Here is a 17,858-nt window from a genome sequence, read left to right as displayed (position 1 = left end):
TGCTGGGAAAAGGTTCGGAGGTGTGCCGATTGAGCGAGGTTTACCGGTTGGCCCGGCCGGAGGATGCAGAAGAGGTGCTGCGAATCATCCGCGGAGCCTATGCGTCCCTTGAGCGTCTGGGTATAGAATTTCGTGCCGTCCATGCCGATTTGGCCATGGTCAGAGACAATATTATTCATCATTCCTGCTTTGTCCTTTTTCAAGGCGATGCGATGACGGCAACCATCTCCTTACGGTCGCTGGAAGAAGTGACGGAATATCCTTTTTTGTACTGGTTCGCCGTCGATCCGCTTGTAAATGGCCGGGGTGTCGGCACGAAGCTGCTGACGTTTGCGGAGGAAACGGTCGTAAGGGATACGATGGGAGCCCCTGCCGTTACTTTGGCGACATCGCTAAAGCATCCTTGGCTGCTGCCGATGTATGAACGGAGAGGCTACGAGCGCTTTTACGAGCGGGAATTGGGGAAGGACGACAAGCTAGTATTTCTAAGTAAGCGACTGCTGCCTGAGGCGCAAACCATTTTATCCTAGGAGGACGGTCTTATGAGTCAACAAGTGATCGATCTTGTACCGTATACGAACACGTATCACCAATTAAAGGCTGCTGTAGAAGGATTATCGGAGGAGCAGCTGAAATTCAAGCCGGCGCCCGACAAATGGAGCGTTACCGAGGTGCTGTCCCATCTGGCGGATCACAGTATCGTATTCTCGTTTCGCATCCGCAAAGTGATCGCGGAGACCGACGTTCAGCTGGCGGCTTTTCAGCAGGACCCATGGGTCGCCCATTCCAAAGCCAATGAAGGGTCGGCTGCGGATATTTTGGACGTGTTCGGTGCGCTGCTGGCCTATAACAGCCTGCTCTTTAAACGGCTGTCCGCTGCCGATTGGCACAAATCGGGGGTGAATGGGAAAGGGGAAACGGTCACGCTCGAGGACTCCTTGCTGGCCTTTGTTCGCCACGTACAGACGCATTTGGGCCAGATTGAGCGGATCAAGAGTGCGCTGCAATGAGCGTTACCGATGTAACGAATTGGCTGACGGAACCATGGCTGGAGCATTCGAGAGCGTTGTACCCGAAATTGGTCGAGTTTCGCCGCGATCTGCACCGGCACCCCGAATTATCGATGCAGGAAGTAGAGACGACTCGCAAAATAAGGGAATTTTTGGAAAATGAATCGATAACCATCCTTCCTCTTGATTTGCCTGTGGGTGTCTTGGCCGAAATCAAGGGAGCTTATCCCGGGCCGACGATTGCGCTCAGAGCCGATATCGACGCGCTGCCGGTCCAGGAGGAGACCGGATTGCCGTATGCTTCTACGGTGAGCGGCAAAATGCATGCCTGCGGGCATGATTTTCACACGGCTGCGATTCTCGGCGCCGCCGTGCTGCTGAAGAAGCACGAGAGGCTCTTGCACGGCAGCGTGCGGCTCTTGTTTCAGCCCGCCGAAGAGAAGGGGACCGGAGCGCAGGCGATGATAGAAGCCGGAGCGCTGGAGGGCATCGCAGCGATCTTCGGCATGCACAACAAGCCGGACCTGCCGGTAGGCACGATCGGCTTGGCGCCCGGCCCGCTGATGGCGAGCGTCGACGGCTTCAAGATCAAGGTGCGCGGCAAAGGGGGCCATGCCGCCGTACCGGATGCCGCCATCGATCCAATCGTGGCGGCAAGCGCTATCGTCGGCGGCATCCAGACGGCCGTGAGCCGCAACACGAGCCCGTTCGACCGCGTCGTCGTGAGCGTATGCAGCTTCCACGCGGGTACGACGTGGAACGTGATCCCGGACACGGCCGTGCTCGACGGCACGGTGAGGACGTTCCGCCCGGAGGTGAGGCACGAGATGCCGGACCGGCTGCAGCGTATCGCGACGGGGATCGCCGCAGGCTACGGTGCTTCCGTCGAGCTGAGCTGGTATTCGGGCATTCCGACGGTGAATAACGATGCAGCCGCCGTAGACATTGTCCGTGAAGCGGCCGACGGCTTGCGGTTGACGGTCGTGGACGCAGTACCTTCCGCCGGGGGAGAGGATTTCGCGCATTATCAGGAGAAGATCCCCGGCTGCTTCCTGTGGATGGGGACGGGCGGAACGGAGGAGTGGCACCACCCGAAATTTACACTGGATGAGGAGGCGCTGATTCCGGGAGCGGCATTATTCACGTTGACGGCGGTTCACGGGCTGCACAAAGTGAAGGCGGAGTAAGGGGGAACTTCATGGGAAGCTTGAAGCTGATTACAATTCGGGATGCAGGAGCTGCGGATGAGGAAGCGGTCCGTCAATTGATGCTCGGTGCGTACGAGCAATATGCTGCCGTGCTGCCTCCTGCCCGCTGGGAAGCGTACCGGGAGTCCATCGCAAGCTCTGCGCACGGCGACGGTCCCATTGCCCGGATCGTTGCCGAAATAGAGGGGGAAATCGTCGGCAGCGTGCAGCTGTTCGACTCCTCCTTGGCGGCTTACGGCAGGCCTGAGCTGGATATCCGGTCACCGATTATCCGGCTGTTGTCGGTATCGCCTCAGTCCCGGGGATTGGGAATTGCTACGGAGCTTATTAAGGAAAGCGTTCGCCGCTGCCTGGCGCTGAAAGCCTCAGCGCTGCATTTGCACACGTCCGACATGATGCAATCCGCCGTAAGGCTGTATGAAAGGCTGGGCTTTGAACGCGCGGCGGACAAAGATATCCGCAACGGAGACGCTTTGATCAAAGGGTATCGCCTGCTGCTGAACGAATCGATTTTGCTGCAATGGCAGGAAAGGCTGGTAGGGCAGGAAGCAGCGCATCCAAGGACGGGTGGAGAACAATGACGATAGCGGATCTAGCGTATCCCCTGTTTGACTATATAGATTCATTGGAAGAGGAGCTAATATCCATCCGCAGAGAGCTGCACCAGCATCCAGAGCTGTTGTTCGATGTTCACCGGACATCGGCCCGTGTTGCCGAATTGCTGGAGCAATGGGGACTCGAGGTGCGAAGGCACGTTGGAAAGCACTTCGGAATGGGCGTCGTCGGTATCCTTAAGGGAGAACGGCCTGGCCGCACCGTCCTGCTGCGTGCGGATATGGACGCGCTTCCGATCCACGAGGAGAACGATTTGCCGTATCGTTCCCGCCTCGACGGCAAGATGCACGCGTGCGGGCATGATGTGCATACAACGATGCTGCTAGGCGCAGCCAATGCGCTTAGCCGATTCAAGGAGCACCTGAGGGGAACCGTCAAGTTCGTCTTCCAGCCGGCCGAAGAAGGCGCCAAGCCGAGTCCGCTGGACGGGAGACTGATCAGCGGCGGGCGGGACATGGTGGAAGCCGGCGTGCTGGACGGGGTGGACCTATGCTACGCCCTGCACGTATGGCCGGAGCTTCCCGTCGGCACAATCGGTGTACATTCGAAATATGCGATGGCGGCCTCGTCCCATTTCACGGTCGAATTTCAAGGCGTTACCGGTCATCACAGCACGCCGCAGTTGGCTGTCGATGCGATCCTTATGGTCTCTCAGTTCATCACCGAGATGAAGGTGATGATGGCGTCGGAGATCAATCCGCTGGAGCCGGCCGTATTGTCGTACGGCACCCTGCATGCAGGGACGGCGATCAATACGATTGCGGATAACAGCGTATTGACGGGCACATTCCGTGCCTTTGACAAGGAGACGGTGGACAAAATACGCCACGCATTGGAGAACCGCTCGCAGTCCATTGCGGAGAGCTATGGCGGAACCCGCTCGGTCCGGCTGCGTGTGGGGACCGCTTTACGGAATCATCCTGAGGCCGTCCGGCAAGTGATGGAAGCGGGAAGCCGCGTATTGGGCGCAGAGCGAACGATCCTGATGGATACGCCCAGCTTGGCGGGTGAGGATTTTGCCTTGTACGTAGAGCAGGTTCCGGGTGCGTTTGCTTTCATCGGCGTTGGCAATGCGGACAAGGGGATCGTCCACTCCATCCATCACCCGCAGTTTGACGTGGACGAGAGGGTGCTTATACACGGGGCGAAGCTTCACGTTCAGCTGGTGCTGCAGGCGAGTGAGGAATAGAAAGAGGGGGTCCAACTTGACGGACCCCCTCTTTTTTTGTGATATAATTAAAACTTGTCCGGACTGTCTGGACGCGCCATTTACGTTCGTTGGTACCATTGGCCGGACATCCATTCGGTCGCTTTCCAGCGTAGGACATCGGGATTCGCAAGGTGAATGATTTGCTTAAAAAACTCCAGCTGCTCGATATCCGTCAAAGGCTTGAAGTTTTTGACAACCGCAAGGTTCTTCTCCAGCTGCTCCATCGACTCCATACCTACAATGGTCGTCGATACAGGCAGCGCCAGCGTATAGCGCAATGCCTGCTCGTACCAAGGCGCGAGCTTGCCTAGCGCAAATACTTTCATACCGATGACGGCGATGCCTTTCGCATTCGCCTTCGGAAGGAACTCATGCGCGAAGCTGTAGATGAAATGATCCGCTGCCGACAAAGCGACCAACGCGCTGTCAAAAGGGAAACGATCGATCGCTTCCAGCTGCACGTTCGGGTTCGTATGCCCGCTGATGCTGAGCTTTTTGACGAGTCCTTGCTCACGGGCTTCCAGTAGAGCTTCCATAGCGCCGCCCTTGGCGAAGCACTGGTTCAATTGCTCCAGCGTCATAATGTTGTGCAGCCGCCATTCATCGACGTGATCCGTCTGAAGACGCTTCAGGCTCGCTTCCAACAGCCTCAATGAGCCGTCCCGGGTACGGTCATGGGTCTTGGTAGCAATCCATACGTCCTTGCGGCGGGATTGAAGGGCTAGCGCTTTGCCCAGTCGTTCTTCCGATTGTCCGTTAGAATAGCTCGGAGCCGTGTCGAAGTAGGTGATTCCTTCATCAATGGCCCGGTTCACGATCTTTAAAGCCTCTTCCTCGGTGCATTGATGCTCGTCTACAATTCTTTGTGCGCCAAAGCTGAGGATAGGAAAGGAACGGCCGGTTTGTCCAAACGATCGTTGTTCCACATGATTCACTCCCTGTCATTATGAAATCATTTCCTGCAAATAGTATACCATAAGGAATGCTATGAAAAGAAAGGTGGACGTTCTATGCGTACGTCATATGATGTTATCGTTATCGGAGCCGGCTCGATGGGGATGAGCGCCGGCTACTTTTTAGCCAAGCAAGGGGTCAAGACATTGCTGCTGGATGCATTCGATCCTCCCCATACATCGGGCAGCCATCATGGGGATACTCGTCTCATTCGGCATGCTTACACGGGTAGCGCGGCTTATACGTCCCTAGCGCTTAGGGCGGACCGGCTGTGGACCGATCTGGAAGCAGCAACCGGAGAGCGGCTGCTTGTACGGTCCGGGGTACTGAATGCGGCTTCCGCCGATGATCGTTCCATGGAAGAGAAGTGGAATCGCGCTCAAGAGTTCGGCCTCCAGGTCGAATCGTTGTCAGCTGACGAGATAAGGAAGCGCTGGCCGGGAATGGAGCTCCCGGAGACGTATCGCGGACTTTACGAGAATGAAGCGGGCTATGTATTCAGCGAAGCGTGCGTCCGGGCCTACCGGCAGCAGGCGCTGGCCCATGGGGCTGTGCTGCTAGCCAACACGCCGGTAAAACGCATCGAAGCCGCTAACGGCGGCGCAACGGTATATACGGATGCGGGAGTCTTCACTGCCGACCGGCTGATCGTCAGCCTGGGAGCCTGGTTCGGCAGCATCGGTAATTTCCTGCCGCTTCCGATCCGGGCGGTAAGAAAAGCCGTAGCCTGGTTTGCCTCGGAGAAAGGCTTGTTCGAGGAAGGCTCGTTCCCCGGATTTACTATAGGAGGGGAAGGGACGGGCACGGATTACTACGGATTTCCGAGCATGAACGGCTCCGGCGTCAAGATTGGCCGGCACGATTCCGGGCAGCTGTGGACGCCCGGCCAGCCGTTTGAGCCCTTCGGGGCATACCCGGAGGATGAGCAGGATCTGCGTCAGGCGCTGCAAGCGTTCATGCCTCGCGCCGCCGGCAAAGTGCTCCGGGGTGTCGTATGCAAATACGAGCTCACCCCGGATGAGGATTTCATCATCGATAAGCATCCCGAGCACGATCATATATGGATCGCCGGCGGCTTTTCCGGCCATGGATTCAAGTTTGCCAGTGCCATAGGGGAAGTATTGAGCGAGCTGGCTACCAAACAAACGACGGAGCAGGATTTGAGCCCGTTTGCCATTTCCCGGTTCAAGTAAGCGAGAGCAAAGGTTGCTTTTCCGGTCCCGTTCGGTTTATGCTTCTTGGTATATGCTCACAGAAGAACTGCATACAACTGAAGGAAATCGTGAAGGAGAAATCAATGTTATGAAAGCATTGCAGGACAAAATCAAAGCGGAAGGCACCGTATTAAGCGAGAGCGTATTGAAAGTGGATTCATTCCTCAACCATCAGGTGGATCCGGAGCTTATGCTGGCCATCGGACAAGAGTTCGCGAAGCGTTATGCCGAAGCAAGAATCGATAAAGTGTTGACGCTGGAATCGTCGGGAATCGCGCCGGCCGTGATGACCGCTCTGGCTTTGAAGGTACCTTTAATTTTCGCGCGAAAACAGAAATCGTTAACGTTGAACGAGGATCTCATCGTGAAAACCGTATATTCCTTCACCAAGCAGCAGCAAAACGAAGTGGCGGTTTCGAAGAAATTTCTGAATCCGGGCGAGAATGTGCTGATCATCGATGATTTTCTTGCCTACGGCGAAGCCGCGCTGGGGATGGCACAAATTGTGGAATCGAGCGGTGCGGTCGTATCCGGCATCGGCATCGTTATCGAGAAGGCGTTCCAGGATGGAGCGGCTAAGCTTAAGGAAGCGGGATACCGGGTCGATTCTCTTGCTAGAGTCGCTTCGCTTAAGAATAAAGAGGTTGCTTTTGTAGAGTAGCGGCAGCGTCCGCCTTTGAAGCTCGTGAACTACCGCAACAAGCCTATCATTCAAAGGAACACGACTTCAACAGCGGCCGGAATCCTCTCCCTACGCACAAAAGTAAATTGTACATCAAGAACGCCGCAAGGCGTTTTTTTCTTTTTTCCACCAAGTAAGCAGTTCTTTGGAAACCACATTGCCAGGAAAACAACACTCATGGTATGGTATAGGAAATTATTGGAGGAGGCGATGGTTTATGGAAAGCATAGTCGCGGCAGTGGGCACAAATCGAAGGGATAAACGCATCACGGCCCTATAAACTGCGGGAATCCCCTGAACGTGTGAGAGGGGTATCGTATTTTGAATCGGCAACCAAACGATAATTCGCTATATAATGAAGAAATTGTACTTTCCGACGAAAAGTCCGTTTCCCAAAAGGGAAATGTAGTGCTTCGGCCTTCCGGTCCATGGTCGCCCTATGTGTTCTCATTACTCCGGCATATCAGGGAAACAAGCGGCTTATTGGTACCTTCCATCGTTGGCCCAGGCTTTGACTCCGAGGGCCGCGAAATGCTGAGCTACATAGAAGGGGAGTTCGTACACCCCGGTCCTTGGAGCGATGACGCGTTAGTGGAGGTCGGCAGGATGCTGCGAAGGCTTCATGACGCCGGCGCAAGGTTCGAGCCTGAGGCCAATGCCGTCTGGAAGCCATGGTTCTTGCGGGATGTGGGCGAATCGAAACGAGTGTACAGCCATGGTGATATCGCACCGTGGAACATGGTTACGCGAGATGAAATGCCCGTTGCCTTGATCGATTGGGAATTTGCCGGACCTGTCGATCCCATGGCAGAACTGGCGCGAGTGTGCTGGCTGTTCCCTCAGCTTCATGACGACGATGTCGGCGAGAAGGTAGGCCTGCCGTCTCTTGAAGTGCGGGCGAGGCAGCTTCGTTTGCTGGCGGATGCTTACGGCATTGATCCTTCCCAAAGGAGCTCATTATTCGATCTTATTTTAGAGGTTGTTGTGCGCGAGACCGCTGAAGAAGCGATCGAGAAGCGGGTTACCCCGGACTGTGTCGGGCCGCTGTGGGGAATTGCGTGGAGGGCGCGGGCTGCATCATGGATAGTGCGCAACCGGGTTGTTTTGCACAATGCATTGGATCGTCAGCTATTTTGATTTGCGCTGCTGAAAGAGGCTGCAGACCTGATCGGGTCTGCAGCCTTTTTTGCTTTTCTCCGGTATCCCTATGTAGCTTCTAATCCTTGATGAGATCTATATCAGCGAGCAAATAATATTTCTGCTCTCCGGCTTCATACACGACAATACGCCCCTCCGCGTCCTCTTCCATGTTGATGACATCGGCGCGAGATAGGGTTTTTAATTGCAGCGTCTCGCAATGGATAACGTGATACTTCATCTTGGCTCCCCCTTAATTAAGCTATAAGTCCATCATAGGGAAGATCGTTGATGAAATCTATTAGTTAATCATGGAAAGTCTATCCGTTCGCGGTGCTAAGTTGAAGGTATTTTTCAATAATAGCTGAAACGGCCTCCAGACTCACCGGCTTGCTTATATACTCGTCCATTCCCGCAGCCATATATTTTTCGCGGTCTCCCTTTATGGCATGAGCCGTTACGGCAACGATAAAAGGACTTTTCTTCGACGATGCATGGTTTTTAATTCTACTGGTTGCTTCTAATCCATCCATCAAAGGCATTTGGACATCCATAAAAATAATGTCATACGGATCGCGAGCGGCCGCTTCGACTACTTCCTTGCCATTCTCGACAATAGTGGAAGGATAGCCGAGCTTTTCAATCATTTTTTTCAATACAAATTGATTCACTGCGTTATCTTCCGCGATCAGGATGTTCAGAGAATTTGCCAATAGCATCTCCGAATGGGTCGACCTGTCATCCTGCATGGCTTCCGGATCGGTATATTCGTGAAACCGGGTAGTGAACATAAAAGTGGACCCTGACGGATCCGCACAGGGCTCGTACCAGATGGTTCCGCTCATCAGCTCGACGAGCTTCTTACAGATAGCCAAGCCTAGTCCGGTTCCTTCCGTCTTGCGCGTCATGAAATTATCCACCTGGTAAAACGGTTCAAATAGATGGGCTACCTTTTCTTTAGGCACGCCTATGCCCGTATCCCGGATGGAAAATTGCAGGCACACCGTTTTCTTGTCGGCTTGGGTGACACATTCTACGGAAATCGCGATGGCCCCGTTAGGAGTAAATTTGACGGCGTTGCTAAGCAGATTGATTAGCACTTGTCTTAGCTTCGTATCGTCACCAACTACAATATTCGGGACGGCCGAGCCGACGGATGTGGTGATTTCCAAGCTTTTCTCCAGCGCTTTCGGCATAATGATATTCAATGTCTCGGATATAACCGAGCGAACGCTGAACGGATCTTCCTTTATGTCCGCTTTGCCCGACTCAATTTTGGAAAAGTCCAGAATATCGTTAATGATGGTAAGAAGCGACGAGCCGCTCTTTTTAATAATTTGAGCGTATTCCTGCTGTTCCGAATCCAATGCTGTTTCCAGAAGCAAATCCGTCATCCCGATCACACCATTCATTGGAGTCCGGATCTCATGGCTCATCATGGCCAAAAATTCGCTTTTCGCCTTATTCGTTTTTTCGGCGGCCTCTTTCTCCACCAGCAGTCTCTTTTGCTCCGTCATGTCTTTGGCGATCATGTAGAAGCCCATATTTTGACTATGTATAATAATAGGCGCTAAAGTGACCAGCACCTCCACCGAGCGGCCGTCTTTGTGCCGGATATAATTGATGTTTTTTTCTACGGATGAATAATCTTTGGAAGAGGCAAGCAGGCTCGACAGATGCTCTTCTCCCATTAATTTGCCGATGCTAGCACCGATCAGCTCCTCGATTTTATACCCGGACAGCTGTTCCGCCATTTGATTTCCGTTGATAATGCTGCCGTCCAGGCCGAAGGAGATGATGGCGTCGTGGTTGTATTTTTTGAGAGAAGTATAGCGTTCGATGCTCTCCTGCAGCTTCTGCTCCGCAAGCTTGCTCTTCGTATTGTCGATAATTTGCAAAATAAAATAAAGCGGCTTTCCATTCACTTCATCGCGTATGAGGGACACATGCAAGGAAGTCCAAATGGCATGGCCGTTTTTATGGAGAAACCGTTTTTCCACTTCATATGACGTCATCGTGCCTTTCAGCATCGCTCTGATTAGAGGCTCGGTCAGAGTCGTATCCTCGGGATGGGTAAAATCGGCCGCAGGGTGCTTTATCAATTCATCCTCGGTATAGCCGAATATGGTGCACATGGCCGGATTCGCCCGTATCCATGTCCGATCCATGGAAATGAGGGCAATCCCAATCGGAGAACATTTATATACGTGTTCAAATAAAATTTGATGGTCAATTACGCCCGACTGCATACTCCTTCTCCTCCTCATCTGCTCTACCTCCTAAATTACCACAAACAGGTCTGGTTGAAACGGGCTGAACCGTTTTTATTTCGAACGGTATTTGGAATGCCTACGATTCAAGAGGATGCTAATTGGGAATAAAAGTTTATAGTACAATCAACTGCTGCGGGACAAAGGAAGAACCAATAGATGAAAAAAGTGCTGCTTATTGAGGACGAAAAAAACTTGGCCATGTTTATCGAGCTTGAGCTCCAGCATGAAGACTTCTCCGTTACCGTAGCTTATGACGGCCAGCGAGGCGTCGAATTGGCGCTAGAACAGGAATGGGATCTGATCCTGCTCGACCTTATGCTCCCGGATTTGAACGGACTGGACGTGTGCCGCCGGGTGCGTGCGGTCAAGAAGACGCCGATCATTATGCTCACGGCCAGAGACAGCGTCGTAGACCGGGTTTCCGGCTTAGATAGCGGCGCCGACGATTATATTTCCAAGCCATTTGCCATTGAGGAGCTGTTGGCCCGAATGCGCTCGCTGCTCCGCAGGGTCGACATGGCGGATGAACCCGAGAATCAGCAGGTGATATCCTGCGGGGACATCGTCATCGATCTCGCGGCCAGAACCGTTATGCGGGGAGACGAGACTATTGAGCTGACCAAACGGGAGTTTGATCTGCTCGTTGTTTTCGCGCAAAATCGGAACATTGTAATGACCCGGGACATGCTGATCGAGCGGGTATGGGGATTCGACTCGGAAGCGGAGACGAACGTGGTGGACGTGTATGTGCGTTATTTGCGCAACAAGCTGGACTCTGACAGCAAGGAAAGATTTATCGAGACCGTAAGAGGAATCGGGTATGTGATGAGATGATTAGAACAATACGGCAATGGTTCGCAACGATCCCGATCAAATGGAAAATGGTGCTGTGGTGCTCCATTACGATTAGCGTTTTATTCGCAGCCTATAACCTCGTTCAATATTTGGCGATCAATCAATGGATGGTCAACCACGAGAAAGCATCGGATATGATGGTTTGGATCATGATATTGGCCGGCTGCGGAGTGGTGGTGATAAGCTCGCTCGGGGGCTACTTCCTGGCGAAGCAATTTCTTAAGCCGGTGCAATCGCTAGCGGAAGCGATCCGCAATGTGAAGCAGAAGGGGCTTCATGAAAGGGTCGAGCAGCGTGGAGCGAAGGATGAGCTAAGCTCGTTGGCTGCTTTATTTAACGATCTTATGAGCGAGCTGGAGCGGTCGTTCAAGCAGCAGAAGCAATTTGTAGAGGACGCCTCCCATGAATTGCGCACGCCGATTTCCATCATTAAGGGGCATCTCTCGCTATTGAACCGATGGGGGAAAAACGACGCCCAAATAGTGGACAGCTCTTTGACCGCCTCGCTTCAAGAAATCGACCGGCTGGAAGGAATTATTAAAGAGCTTCTTGTCCTTACCCGCTCCGAGAACGAGCTCGTGGCCGATGAGATTACATGGCTGAAGCCTGCAGAGCTGATGGAGCAGACGATTCAGCGGATGGCCGTCCTTCATCCCGATAGGCAGTTCAAGCCGGACCTGATTTCGCTTGGCGATGATGTCGAGATTAAGATCGTCCCTCACCATTTGGAGCAAGTACTGCTTATTTTGCTGGATAACGCTGTTAACTATTCAGAGGCAGGCACGACGATTACGGTTACCGGCAGAAGGCAAGCCGGCCGCATGATAGTGGAAATCAGCGATCAGGGTATCGGCATCCCCTCAGAAGACTTGCCTCATGTGTTCGACCGGTTCTATCGTGTCGACAAGGCGAGGAGCCGGAAGCAGGGCGGGACAGGCCTTGGCTTGGCGATTGCCAAACGGCTCGTCGAACGCAGCGGCGGAGAGATTTCCATTGCCAGCTTGGACAAGGAGGGAACCAAGGTTACCCTTGTATTTCCGCTGGCGGCTTCGATTCCTTAAAGCGCTAGTCTTCTTCCACATTCTTCCCTTCGCCCGTTTTCTCATTAAAATCTCATTTTCCTAATCTATACTGAACGAACGGAAGGGGAGGACAAGCCATGAAAGGGTGTCCATTACCTCGAAACCCAATTCCATACACGATAACTGGTGAGGAGATGACCGAATGAAAAAAAAGATCACGCTAATGATGGCAGCCGTATTCATGTTCAGCTCATTGGGCACGGTATCGGCAGCAACGGCAAGGACGACGACAACGTCGACGGCGACTGCAACTGCAACCGCAACCGCAACCGCTACACAGCAGAGCTTAACAGCCAAACAACAGAAGCTGATTCAAGTAGGCAAGACTCAACTGGGCGTTCCTTGGAAATACGGGACTAAGAAGCCGGGGATTGGCTTCGATTGCTCGAACTTTACATCTTGGGTTTATGAAAAAGCGTTGGGGATTAAGTTCACCAGCTCTTCCAGAAAGCAGCGTTACACGACTTCATTAGGTACTCCGGTTCCTATCGATAAGAATAATAAGTTCAAAAATTTGCAAGTAGGAGATCTGCTGTTCTTCGCTAATTCCGCGGATGCCGGCGGCGGCGGCCATGTGGGGATCTATGCGGGGGTTAAGAACGGTAAGCATTACGTCCTTCAGGAAGGCGGCGGACGCGGTAAAGTGACGTATGAGCCGATGGAAGGAACATGGTTTGCCAGCAAGCTGGTCTATGCCAAACGTATTATTAAATAGCTCGTTGTCAGCGAGCCGTTAGAATGAGAGGCTGTCGAAATATTACTTTCGGCAGCCTCTTTAGTATGTCGGCGCCATGATGCTCAAAACCGCCCTGACTTGAAAATCGAGTAGAACATCCACAGAAACATAAGGGCTGCTACGCTAAAGCCGATCTCGATAACCGGAAAGTTCCACAGCAGCGTCGATTGCCTGCCGAGCGACGAGCCGATAATGAGCCCGACCATGATGATACTGAAGGAGAGCAGGACAATACTGAAGGAAAGCCGGTTGCTGATGCGGTCCATTTTCTTCATGAAGGTGTCCAGCTCGGAGACGGAGACGTCCATCCTCAGCTTGCCCTTCTTCATCATCCCGAACATTTCCCGCAGACGGGAAGGCATCTCCGACAATAGCTCCGCATATTCGCCCATCTGATTCCAAACGCTGTCTGCGACATTGCGGGGACTGAAGCGCTCGGCGAACAGCTTGCGTCCGAACGGCTCGGCGATATTGACGACGCTGAACGTCGGATCGAGCGCGGTCACTACGCCTTCGAGCGTCAGCAGCGTTTTTCCAAGCAGCGTCAGATCGGACGGAACGCGGATCCGGTGCTCGTAGGCGACGCTGAGCAGGTCGCTGACCGACTCGCCCAGGCTGATGCGGCTTAGCGGGACGTCGTAATATTTCTCCCGCAGCTCGTCAATATCTCCGCGCAAAGAATCCATATCGACATCCTCAGGAATTATGCCGATGCCGTCGATCGCTTTGAGCACGCCATCCGTGCTATTGCGCCTCAACGCTATGACGAGCGAGCCGAAATGATACTTCATCATCGGGGTCAGCCGTCCCACCATGCCGAAATCGATGAGTCCGATGACCCCTTCGGGAAGAACGATAATGTTGCCCGGATGGGGATCGGCATGGAAAAATCCGTCGATGAAAATTTGCCGGAATACCACACGGGCTATTTGCTCGGCAATACGCTTCCGGTCATAGCCAAGCTCGTCGAGCCGCTGAACCTCCGTCGTCTTCACGCCTTCGATGAAGTCCATCGTCAGCACGTTCCGGCTCGTATAGTCCCAATAGATCGAGGGGAAGCGGACGTGGGGATCGCGCTCGAACGATTTGGCCATCCGCTGGGCGTTTCTGCCCTCGTTCGTATAATCCAGCTCGGCGCGCAGCGATTGCGACAGCTCGTACACCATATCGCGGAGCTGATATTTCGCCGCCCATGCCAGGCGATGCTCGGCAAGCCGCGCCAAATCGTCCAAGATTTCCAAATCGGTGGCAACGATAGCGGGAATATTCGGGCGCTGTATTTTGACGGCAACCACCTCGCCGGTATGCAGACGGGCCAGGTGGACTTGACCTATGGACGCCGCGGCCATGGGCGCTTCCTGAAAATCGGCGAACAGCGTATCGAACGGTTCGCCGAATTCATTCTCTATCACTTCGCGCACCTGCTCGAAGGGGAACGGGGGCACTTGATCCTGAAGCTTTACCAGCTCTTCGATAATATGAGCGGGGAGCAGATCGGGCCGGGTGCTCGCGATTTGCCCGATCTTGATGAAGGTCGGCCCCAGCTCCTCGAGAAAGATGCGGATCCGTTCACCGAGCGTTCGGGAGCGCGCATCCTGCCGCTCCTTCAAGCCGATCCGCGAACCGGTCAGATCGGGCAGGCCGAGCTCCTTGATAAGAAAGCCGAACCCGTTGCGGGCGAACGCTTTGGCAATGTCCCGGTACCGCTGCAAATGCCGAAGCTTGCGGCCGAGATTCATGATTCGGCTGGCGGCAATGGCTCCCCGGGCTGCCGGAGCTGCTCCTCAAGCTCGGCGACCCGCCGCTCCAGCTCGCTGACGCGCTGCTTCAGGCGAACGTAGTCGTCCTTGGTCGTAAGGTTCAGCTCGTGAGCCGCCGAAATCATATAGCCGCGTACCTTCTCCTCCAAGGAGGCTTGGGCTTCCTGGCCTTTGCGCACCAATTCGTCGACGAATTGCTTGGATTCATCTTTGTTGACTTCGCCTTTCTTGACAAGCTCCTCAACGACCTTTTCCGCTTGCTCTTTACTCGCAATGGCAAATCCGAGTCCCAGAGATACGGCTTTTCCTAACAGATCTCTCATCGTCTCATTACCTCCTGCAAAATGTAGTGATAGGCTGATTTTACCATACGCGGCGGCAAACGCAAAAACGCCGGACCGATCGCAGAATCAGCCCGACATCCGACATCACTTTGAGAAGCCACGCCCGCTCCCCAAGTTCACAAATATTACTGCACGGTTTTTCGTTTGAATATTTCATGTAAACCGAATGTAGCGGCACCCATGGCCGCTCCGTATTTTTTCCAATGGGAAGCCACTACCGGGGTTGTTGCAACAAGGGAGTTCTCCCGTTTCTGGATGGCCGTGACGAGCTTGTCGAAGAAGAGCCCGTTATCCGTAATCCACCCGCCGAGAATCATTTTTTGCGGGTTTAACAGCTGCAGCGCTTTGCCGCAATAATCGGCCATATCCGTAATGATTCGATCCGCTTGCTCACGGAACGGTTCGGTTCCCATCAGCGCCAAATCGATAAAGGAGCGTATGGTCTCCTCCGCCGTCATGCCGTCGAACGCTTCGGGATACTCGGCCTTCAATTTGGTCGATAGGGTAGGAGTGCAGAACGGATCGAAAGCCTGAATTCTTCCGGCCGTTCCCCTCGATCCGTGATAAATCTGATCGTTTAATACAAGACCGGCGCCCGTACCGTAATCGATCATAATGAAGATCGTCGTGTGGTCCCCCTTGGCGGCGCCGCTGAATCGTTCCGCGAAGCCCGCGGCGTCCAGGTCGTTAATTAGAAGCGCAGGGATGGACAAAGCATCTTCGAGGCACGACTGCATCGGAAAATTCCGCACCTTCAGATAGGTCGATGCAAGGATGGTGCTCTGGATATCGTCGAGCCTTCCGGGAATAGAAATGCCGATCCTTTTGATCAGGTCGAGGGGGATGTTCTGCTTGTCGATAAAAGCCGTAATGCTCTCCGGCAGTCCGCTGCGGAGCTGCTCTTCTCCTATAATAGGCTTCAGCCCTTGGGTGGCGACAAGCTCCCCGTTCAAATTCAGGAGCACGCAGTGGGCGGGGGAGCTTGCGAGATCGACCCCAACGATGTAGCCGCCTTGGGAATCGATATTGAGCAGCGTCATTTTACGGCCGACGCCGCTGCCGGTCGTACCGATTTCGCGGACGATGCCTTCCCGGATAATTTCTTCCATCAGAATGGAAACGGTAGTTGGGCTGAGCTTTGTCTTCCGCGACAAATCGATGCGGGAAATCGGCCCGTGATGGAATATGGTATGGAGCAGCGTCGATTTATTAATATCGCGGAGCATTTGCTGATTTCCAATTTTTATCATAGAACTCTCCCATAGGACTTAAGATTAGAATCGGATAAGGCAATCAAATACGAATTGGGGAAGGGAAGTAATCTGGGTTTCTAAGCATATTATTTTTATCGATGAAATAACCAAGGATAACCAGCAGCTGCTGTAATGCTCATTATAGGGACAACCAAAGCCGATGTCAACTAATGGGCCTGCTGAGCCGCAGCACGCTTCATGCCGGGGAATAGCAGCAATATATGCAGAAGAATCCCCGTAGTATGCCGGGAAATCAGTGATTTTAACGATAAATTTTTTAATGGATCAGCCCGTTTCATCTGCTTGAAATTTGATTGCAGATCCCGTTGACAAACTATCATTCACCCCCATATAATGGACTCATTCGTTGGTACCATTTGTTAAAAAATTATTTTTTTTGATTAATTATTTTTACTCATGGAATAATTAGTTGTCCTACTCCAGCTTGCGGCATCATCATTGGAAACGCTGTACCACATTCGAGGGAGGTGAGCGCGGTTCGGCCGGCAGTTTACGGTACATATCGCCATCGCAATCAGGCAGTCTTATTCTTGAAGCCAGGTAACTAATCATTAGGAAGGAGCAGCACTATGTCCTCTTGGTTACATTTAGCGAGCTTACATAAGATCAGGAAATATAAAATGCTGTACATCATGATACTGCCTGGGATCGTCTATTTGCTTATTAACAATTACCTTCCCATGTTCGGCATCGTTATTGCGTTCAAAGATATCAATTTCTCCAAAGGGATTATGGGCAGCGATTGGGTCGGGTTCAAAAATTTCGAGTATTTGTTCAAGACGGATGACGCCTTCATCATCACCCGAAATACGATCCTGTACAACGCCTTGTTTATCGTTCTGAATCTGGTCATTTCGGTTACGCTCGCCATTTTGCTCAACGAGCTGAAGAACAGGCTCTTCTCCCGGATGTATCAAAGCATCATACTGCTCCCTTACCTCATCTCCTCGGTTATCATAGGCTATCTTGTCTTTTCACTCCTCAGTATGGAAACCGGATTTGTTAACAAAACGGTCCTGCCTTGGCTCGGATTACAAGAAATCATGTGGTACAACGAGCCCCGATATTGGCCCTACATCCTCACCCTCGTAAAAATTTGGCACAGCGTCGGCTATCTATGCATCATCTATCTTGCCGCCGTGGTCGGAATCGATCAGGAATATTATGAAGCGGCAACCATAGACGGAGCGAGCAAGGTGCAGCGGATCCTGAGCATTACGATTCCCATGATTATCCCTGTTATTACCATCATGACGCTCCTACAGATAGGGCGGATCTTTTATGCCGATTTCGGCCTGTTTTATCAAGTACCGTTGGATTCCGGGGCGCTGCTGCCCACGACCAATGTGCTCGACACCTATGTTTACCGGGCTCTGCTGAAAAACGGAGATATCGGCATGTCCTCAGCCGCAGGTCTGTATCAATCCATCGTCGGCTTCATTCTCATCCTGATTTCCAATTATGTTGTGAAGAAAATCAATGCGGACAACGCGTTGTTTTGAGT

At 52.9% G+C, this 17,858-nt stretch carries 18 protein-coding genes; 12 read left to right on the top strand and 6 right to left on the bottom strand.

Features of this window, described 5'->3' with window-relative positions; all coding sequences use genetic code 11:
* Positions 1-20 precede the first annotated feature (20 nt).
* Genes ACFQ88_RS30780 through ACFQ88_RS30760 form a run of 5 tightly spaced genes read left to right on the top strand, consistent with a single transcriptional unit; the run spans position 21 to position 4,022 of the window.
* Positions 21-530 carry a GNAT family N-acetyltransferase gene (locus ACFQ88_RS30780; protein ID WP_239635355.1) on the top strand — a complete coding sequence of 170 codons (510 nt, stop codon included), beginning with the start codon at positions 21-23 and terminating at the stop codon, positions 528-530.
* A 12-nt stretch (positions 531-542) separates the two neighbouring features.
* A complete protein-coding gene (locus tag ACFQ88_RS30775) occupies positions 543-1,010 on the top strand; it encodes a DinB family protein (protein ID WP_379460343.1) in 468 nt (155 codons plus the stop codon).
* Complete coding sequence (locus ACFQ88_RS30770; RefSeq protein ID WP_379460341.1) at positions 1,007-2,197, top strand: amidohydrolase; 1,191 nt, start codon at positions 1,007-1,009, stop codon at positions 2,195-2,197. The genes ACFQ88_RS30775 and ACFQ88_RS30770 overlap by 4 nt, the downstream gene beginning before the upstream one ends.
* Before the next feature lie 11 nt (positions 2,198-2,208).
* On the top strand, positions 2,209-2,799 hold the full coding sequence (locus ACFQ88_RS30765; RefSeq protein WP_379460339.1) for a GNAT family N-acetyltransferase: 591 nt from the start codon (positions 2,209-2,211) through the stop codon (positions 2,797-2,799).
* Positions 2,796-4,022: a M20 metallopeptidase family protein gene (locus tag ACFQ88_RS30760; protein WP_379460337.1), complete on the top strand. Its 1,227-nt coding sequence runs from the start codon at positions 2,796-2,798 to the stop codon at positions 4,020-4,022. Before ACFQ88_RS30765 ends, ACFQ88_RS30760 begins: the two co-directional genes overlap by 4 nt.
* A gap of 80 nt (positions 4,023-4,102) precedes the next feature.
* On the opposite strand, the gene ACFQ88_RS30755 is transcribed toward ACFQ88_RS30760, so the two are convergent.
* Complete coding sequence (locus ACFQ88_RS30755; protein WP_239634124.1) at positions 4,103-4,969, bottom strand: aldo/keto reductase; 867 nt, start codon at positions 4,967-4,969, stop codon at positions 4,103-4,105.
* 84 nt (positions 4,970-5,053) lie between these two features.
* On the opposite strand from ACFQ88_RS30755, the gene solA reads away from it, so the two are divergent.
* The 3 genes from solA to ACFQ88_RS30740 all read left to right on the top strand — a co-directional run bounded on the left by solA (position 5,054) and on the right by ACFQ88_RS30740 (position 8,030).
* Positions 5,054-6,190: an N-methyl-L-tryptophan oxidase gene (gene solA, locus ACFQ88_RS30750; protein WP_239634125.1), complete on the top strand. Its 1,137-nt coding sequence runs from the start codon at positions 5,054-5,056 to the stop codon at positions 6,188-6,190.
* 109 nt (positions 6,191-6,299) lie between these two features.
* A complete protein-coding gene (locus ACFQ88_RS30745; protein WP_239634126.1) occupies positions 6,300-6,872 on the top strand; it encodes a xanthine phosphoribosyltransferase in 573 nt (190 codons plus the stop codon).
* Positions 6,873-7,214: 342 nt separating this feature from the next.
* On the top strand, positions 7,215-8,030 hold the full coding sequence (locus ACFQ88_RS30740) for a phosphotransferase (protein WP_239634127.1): 816 nt from the start codon (positions 7,215-7,217) through the stop codon (positions 8,028-8,030).
* Between the two features lie 79 nt (positions 8,031-8,109).
* On the opposite strand, the gene ACFQ88_RS30735 is transcribed toward ACFQ88_RS30740, so the two are convergent.
* Together ACFQ88_RS30735 and ACFQ88_RS30730 are read right to left on the bottom strand one after the other, a co-directional pair.
* On the bottom strand, positions 8,110-8,271 hold the full coding sequence (locus ACFQ88_RS30735; RefSeq protein WP_239634128.1) for a hypothetical protein: 162 nt from the start codon (positions 8,269-8,271) through the stop codon (positions 8,110-8,112).
* 79 nt (positions 8,272-8,350) lie between these two features.
* Entirely contained in the window at positions 8,351-10,279 is a 1,929-nt protein-coding gene (locus tag ACFQ88_RS30730) for a PAS domain S-box protein (protein WP_379460333.1), read from the bottom strand.
* A gap of 180 nt (positions 10,280-10,459) precedes the next feature.
* Here ACFQ88_RS30730 and ACFQ88_RS30725 point away from each other — a divergent pair, with 180 nt between their 5' ends.
* From ACFQ88_RS30725 to ACFQ88_RS30715, 3 genes are all read left to right on the top strand, one after another.
* Positions 10,460-11,137, top strand: a complete 678-nt coding sequence (locus ACFQ88_RS30725) for a response regulator transcription factor (protein WP_379460331.1) — start codon at positions 10,460-10,462, stop codon at positions 11,135-11,137.
* Positions 11,134-12,219: a sensor histidine kinase gene (locus tag ACFQ88_RS30720; RefSeq protein WP_379460329.1), complete on the top strand. Its 1,086-nt coding sequence runs from the start codon at positions 11,134-11,136 to the stop codon at positions 12,217-12,219. Before ACFQ88_RS30725 ends, ACFQ88_RS30720 begins: the two co-directional genes overlap by 4 nt.
* A 163-nt stretch (positions 12,220-12,382) precedes the next feature.
* Positions 12,383-12,955, top strand: coding sequence for a C40 family peptidase (locus ACFQ88_RS30715; protein WP_379460327.1), 573 nt, complete (start codon positions 12,383-12,385; stop codon positions 12,953-12,955).
* Between the two features lie 83 nt (positions 12,956-13,038).
* On the opposite strand, the gene ACFQ88_RS30710 is transcribed toward ACFQ88_RS30715, so the two are convergent.
* The 3 genes from ACFQ88_RS30710 to ACFQ88_RS30700 form a co-directional block, all read right to left on the bottom strand.
* Positions 13,039-14,715: an ABC1 kinase family protein gene (locus ACFQ88_RS30710; protein ID WP_379460325.1), complete on the bottom strand. Its 1,677-nt coding sequence runs from the start codon at positions 14,713-14,715 to the stop codon at positions 13,039-13,041.
* Complete coding sequence (locus tag ACFQ88_RS30705) at positions 14,712-15,059, bottom strand: phasin family protein (RefSeq protein ID WP_379460323.1); 348 nt, start codon at positions 15,057-15,059, stop codon at positions 14,712-14,714. Before ACFQ88_RS30705 ends, ACFQ88_RS30710 begins: the two co-directional genes overlap by 4 nt.
* 146 nt (positions 15,060-15,205) lie before the next feature.
* Positions 15,206-16,330, bottom strand: a complete 1,125-nt coding sequence (locus ACFQ88_RS30700) for an ROK family transcriptional regulator (protein WP_379460321.1) — start codon at positions 16,328-16,330, stop codon at positions 15,206-15,208.
* 593 nt (positions 16,331-16,923) lie between these two features.
* On the opposite strand from ACFQ88_RS30700, the gene ACFQ88_RS30695 reads away from it, so the two are divergent.
* A complete protein-coding gene (locus ACFQ88_RS30695) occupies positions 16,924-17,856 on the top strand; it encodes an ABC transporter permease (protein WP_379460319.1) in 933 nt (310 codons plus the stop codon).
* Positions 17,857-17,858 lie beyond the last annotated feature (2 nt).

Source organism: Paenibacillus sp. NPDC056579 (assembly GCF_042793215.1).
Lineage (GTDB): Bacteria > Bacillota > Bacilli > Paenibacillales > NBRC-103111 > Paenibacillus_S.
This window is presented reverse-complemented; position numbering and strand designations above follow the sequence as displayed.

Coding starts and splice junctions, on each gene's coding strand:
- ACFQ88_RS30720 (WP_379460329.1), top strand. CDS start 11,134: ATGATTAGAACAATACGGCAATGGTTCGCAACGATCCCGATCAAATGG.
- ACFQ88_RS30765 (WP_379460339.1), top strand. CDS start 2,209: ATGGGAAGCTTGAAGCTGATTACAATTCGGGATGCAGGAGCTGCGGAT.
- ACFQ88_RS30760 (WP_379460337.1), top strand. CDS start 2,796: ATGACGATAGCGGATCTAGCGTATCCCCTGTTTGACTATATAGATTCA.
- ACFQ88_RS30735 (WP_239634128.1), bottom strand. CDS start 8,271: ATGAAGTATCACGTTATCCATTGCGAGACGCTGCAATTAAAAACCCTA.
- ACFQ88_RS30770 (WP_379460341.1), top strand. CDS start 1,007: ATGAGCGTTACCGATGTAACGAATTGGCTGACGGAACCATGGCTGGAG.
- solA (WP_239634125.1), top strand. CDS start 5,054: ATGCGTACGTCATATGATGTTATCGTTATCGGAGCCGGCTCGATGGGG.
- ACFQ88_RS30710 (WP_379460325.1), bottom strand. CDS start 14,715: ATGAATCTCGGCCGCAAGCTTCGGCATTTGCAGCGGTACCGGGACATT.
- ACFQ88_RS30725 (WP_379460331.1), top strand. CDS start 10,460: ATGAAAAAAGTGCTGCTTATTGAGGACGAAAAAAACTTGGCCATGTTT.
- ACFQ88_RS30775 (WP_379460343.1), top strand. CDS start 543: ATGAGTCAACAAGTGATCGATCTTGTACCGTATACGAACACGTATCAC.
- ACFQ88_RS30705 (WP_379460323.1), bottom strand. CDS start 15,059: ATGAGAGATCTGTTAGGAAAAGCCGTATCTCTGGGACTCGGATTTGCC.
- ACFQ88_RS30730 (WP_379460333.1), bottom strand. CDS start 10,279: ATGCAGTCGGGCGTAATTGACCATCAAATTTTATTTGAACACGTATAT.
- ACFQ88_RS30715 (WP_379460327.1), top strand. CDS start 12,383: ATGAAAAAAAAGATCACGCTAATGATGGCAGCCGTATTCATGTTCAGC.
- ACFQ88_RS30745 (WP_239634126.1), top strand. CDS start 6,300: ATGAAAGCATTGCAGGACAAAATCAAAGCGGAAGGCACCGTATTAAGC.
- ACFQ88_RS30700 (WP_379460321.1), bottom strand. CDS start 16,330: ATGATAAAAATTGGAAATCAGCAAATGCTCCGCGATATTAATAAATCG.
- ACFQ88_RS30695 (WP_379460319.1), top strand. CDS start 16,924: ATGTCCTCTTGGTTACATTTAGCGAGCTTACATAAGATCAGGAAATAT.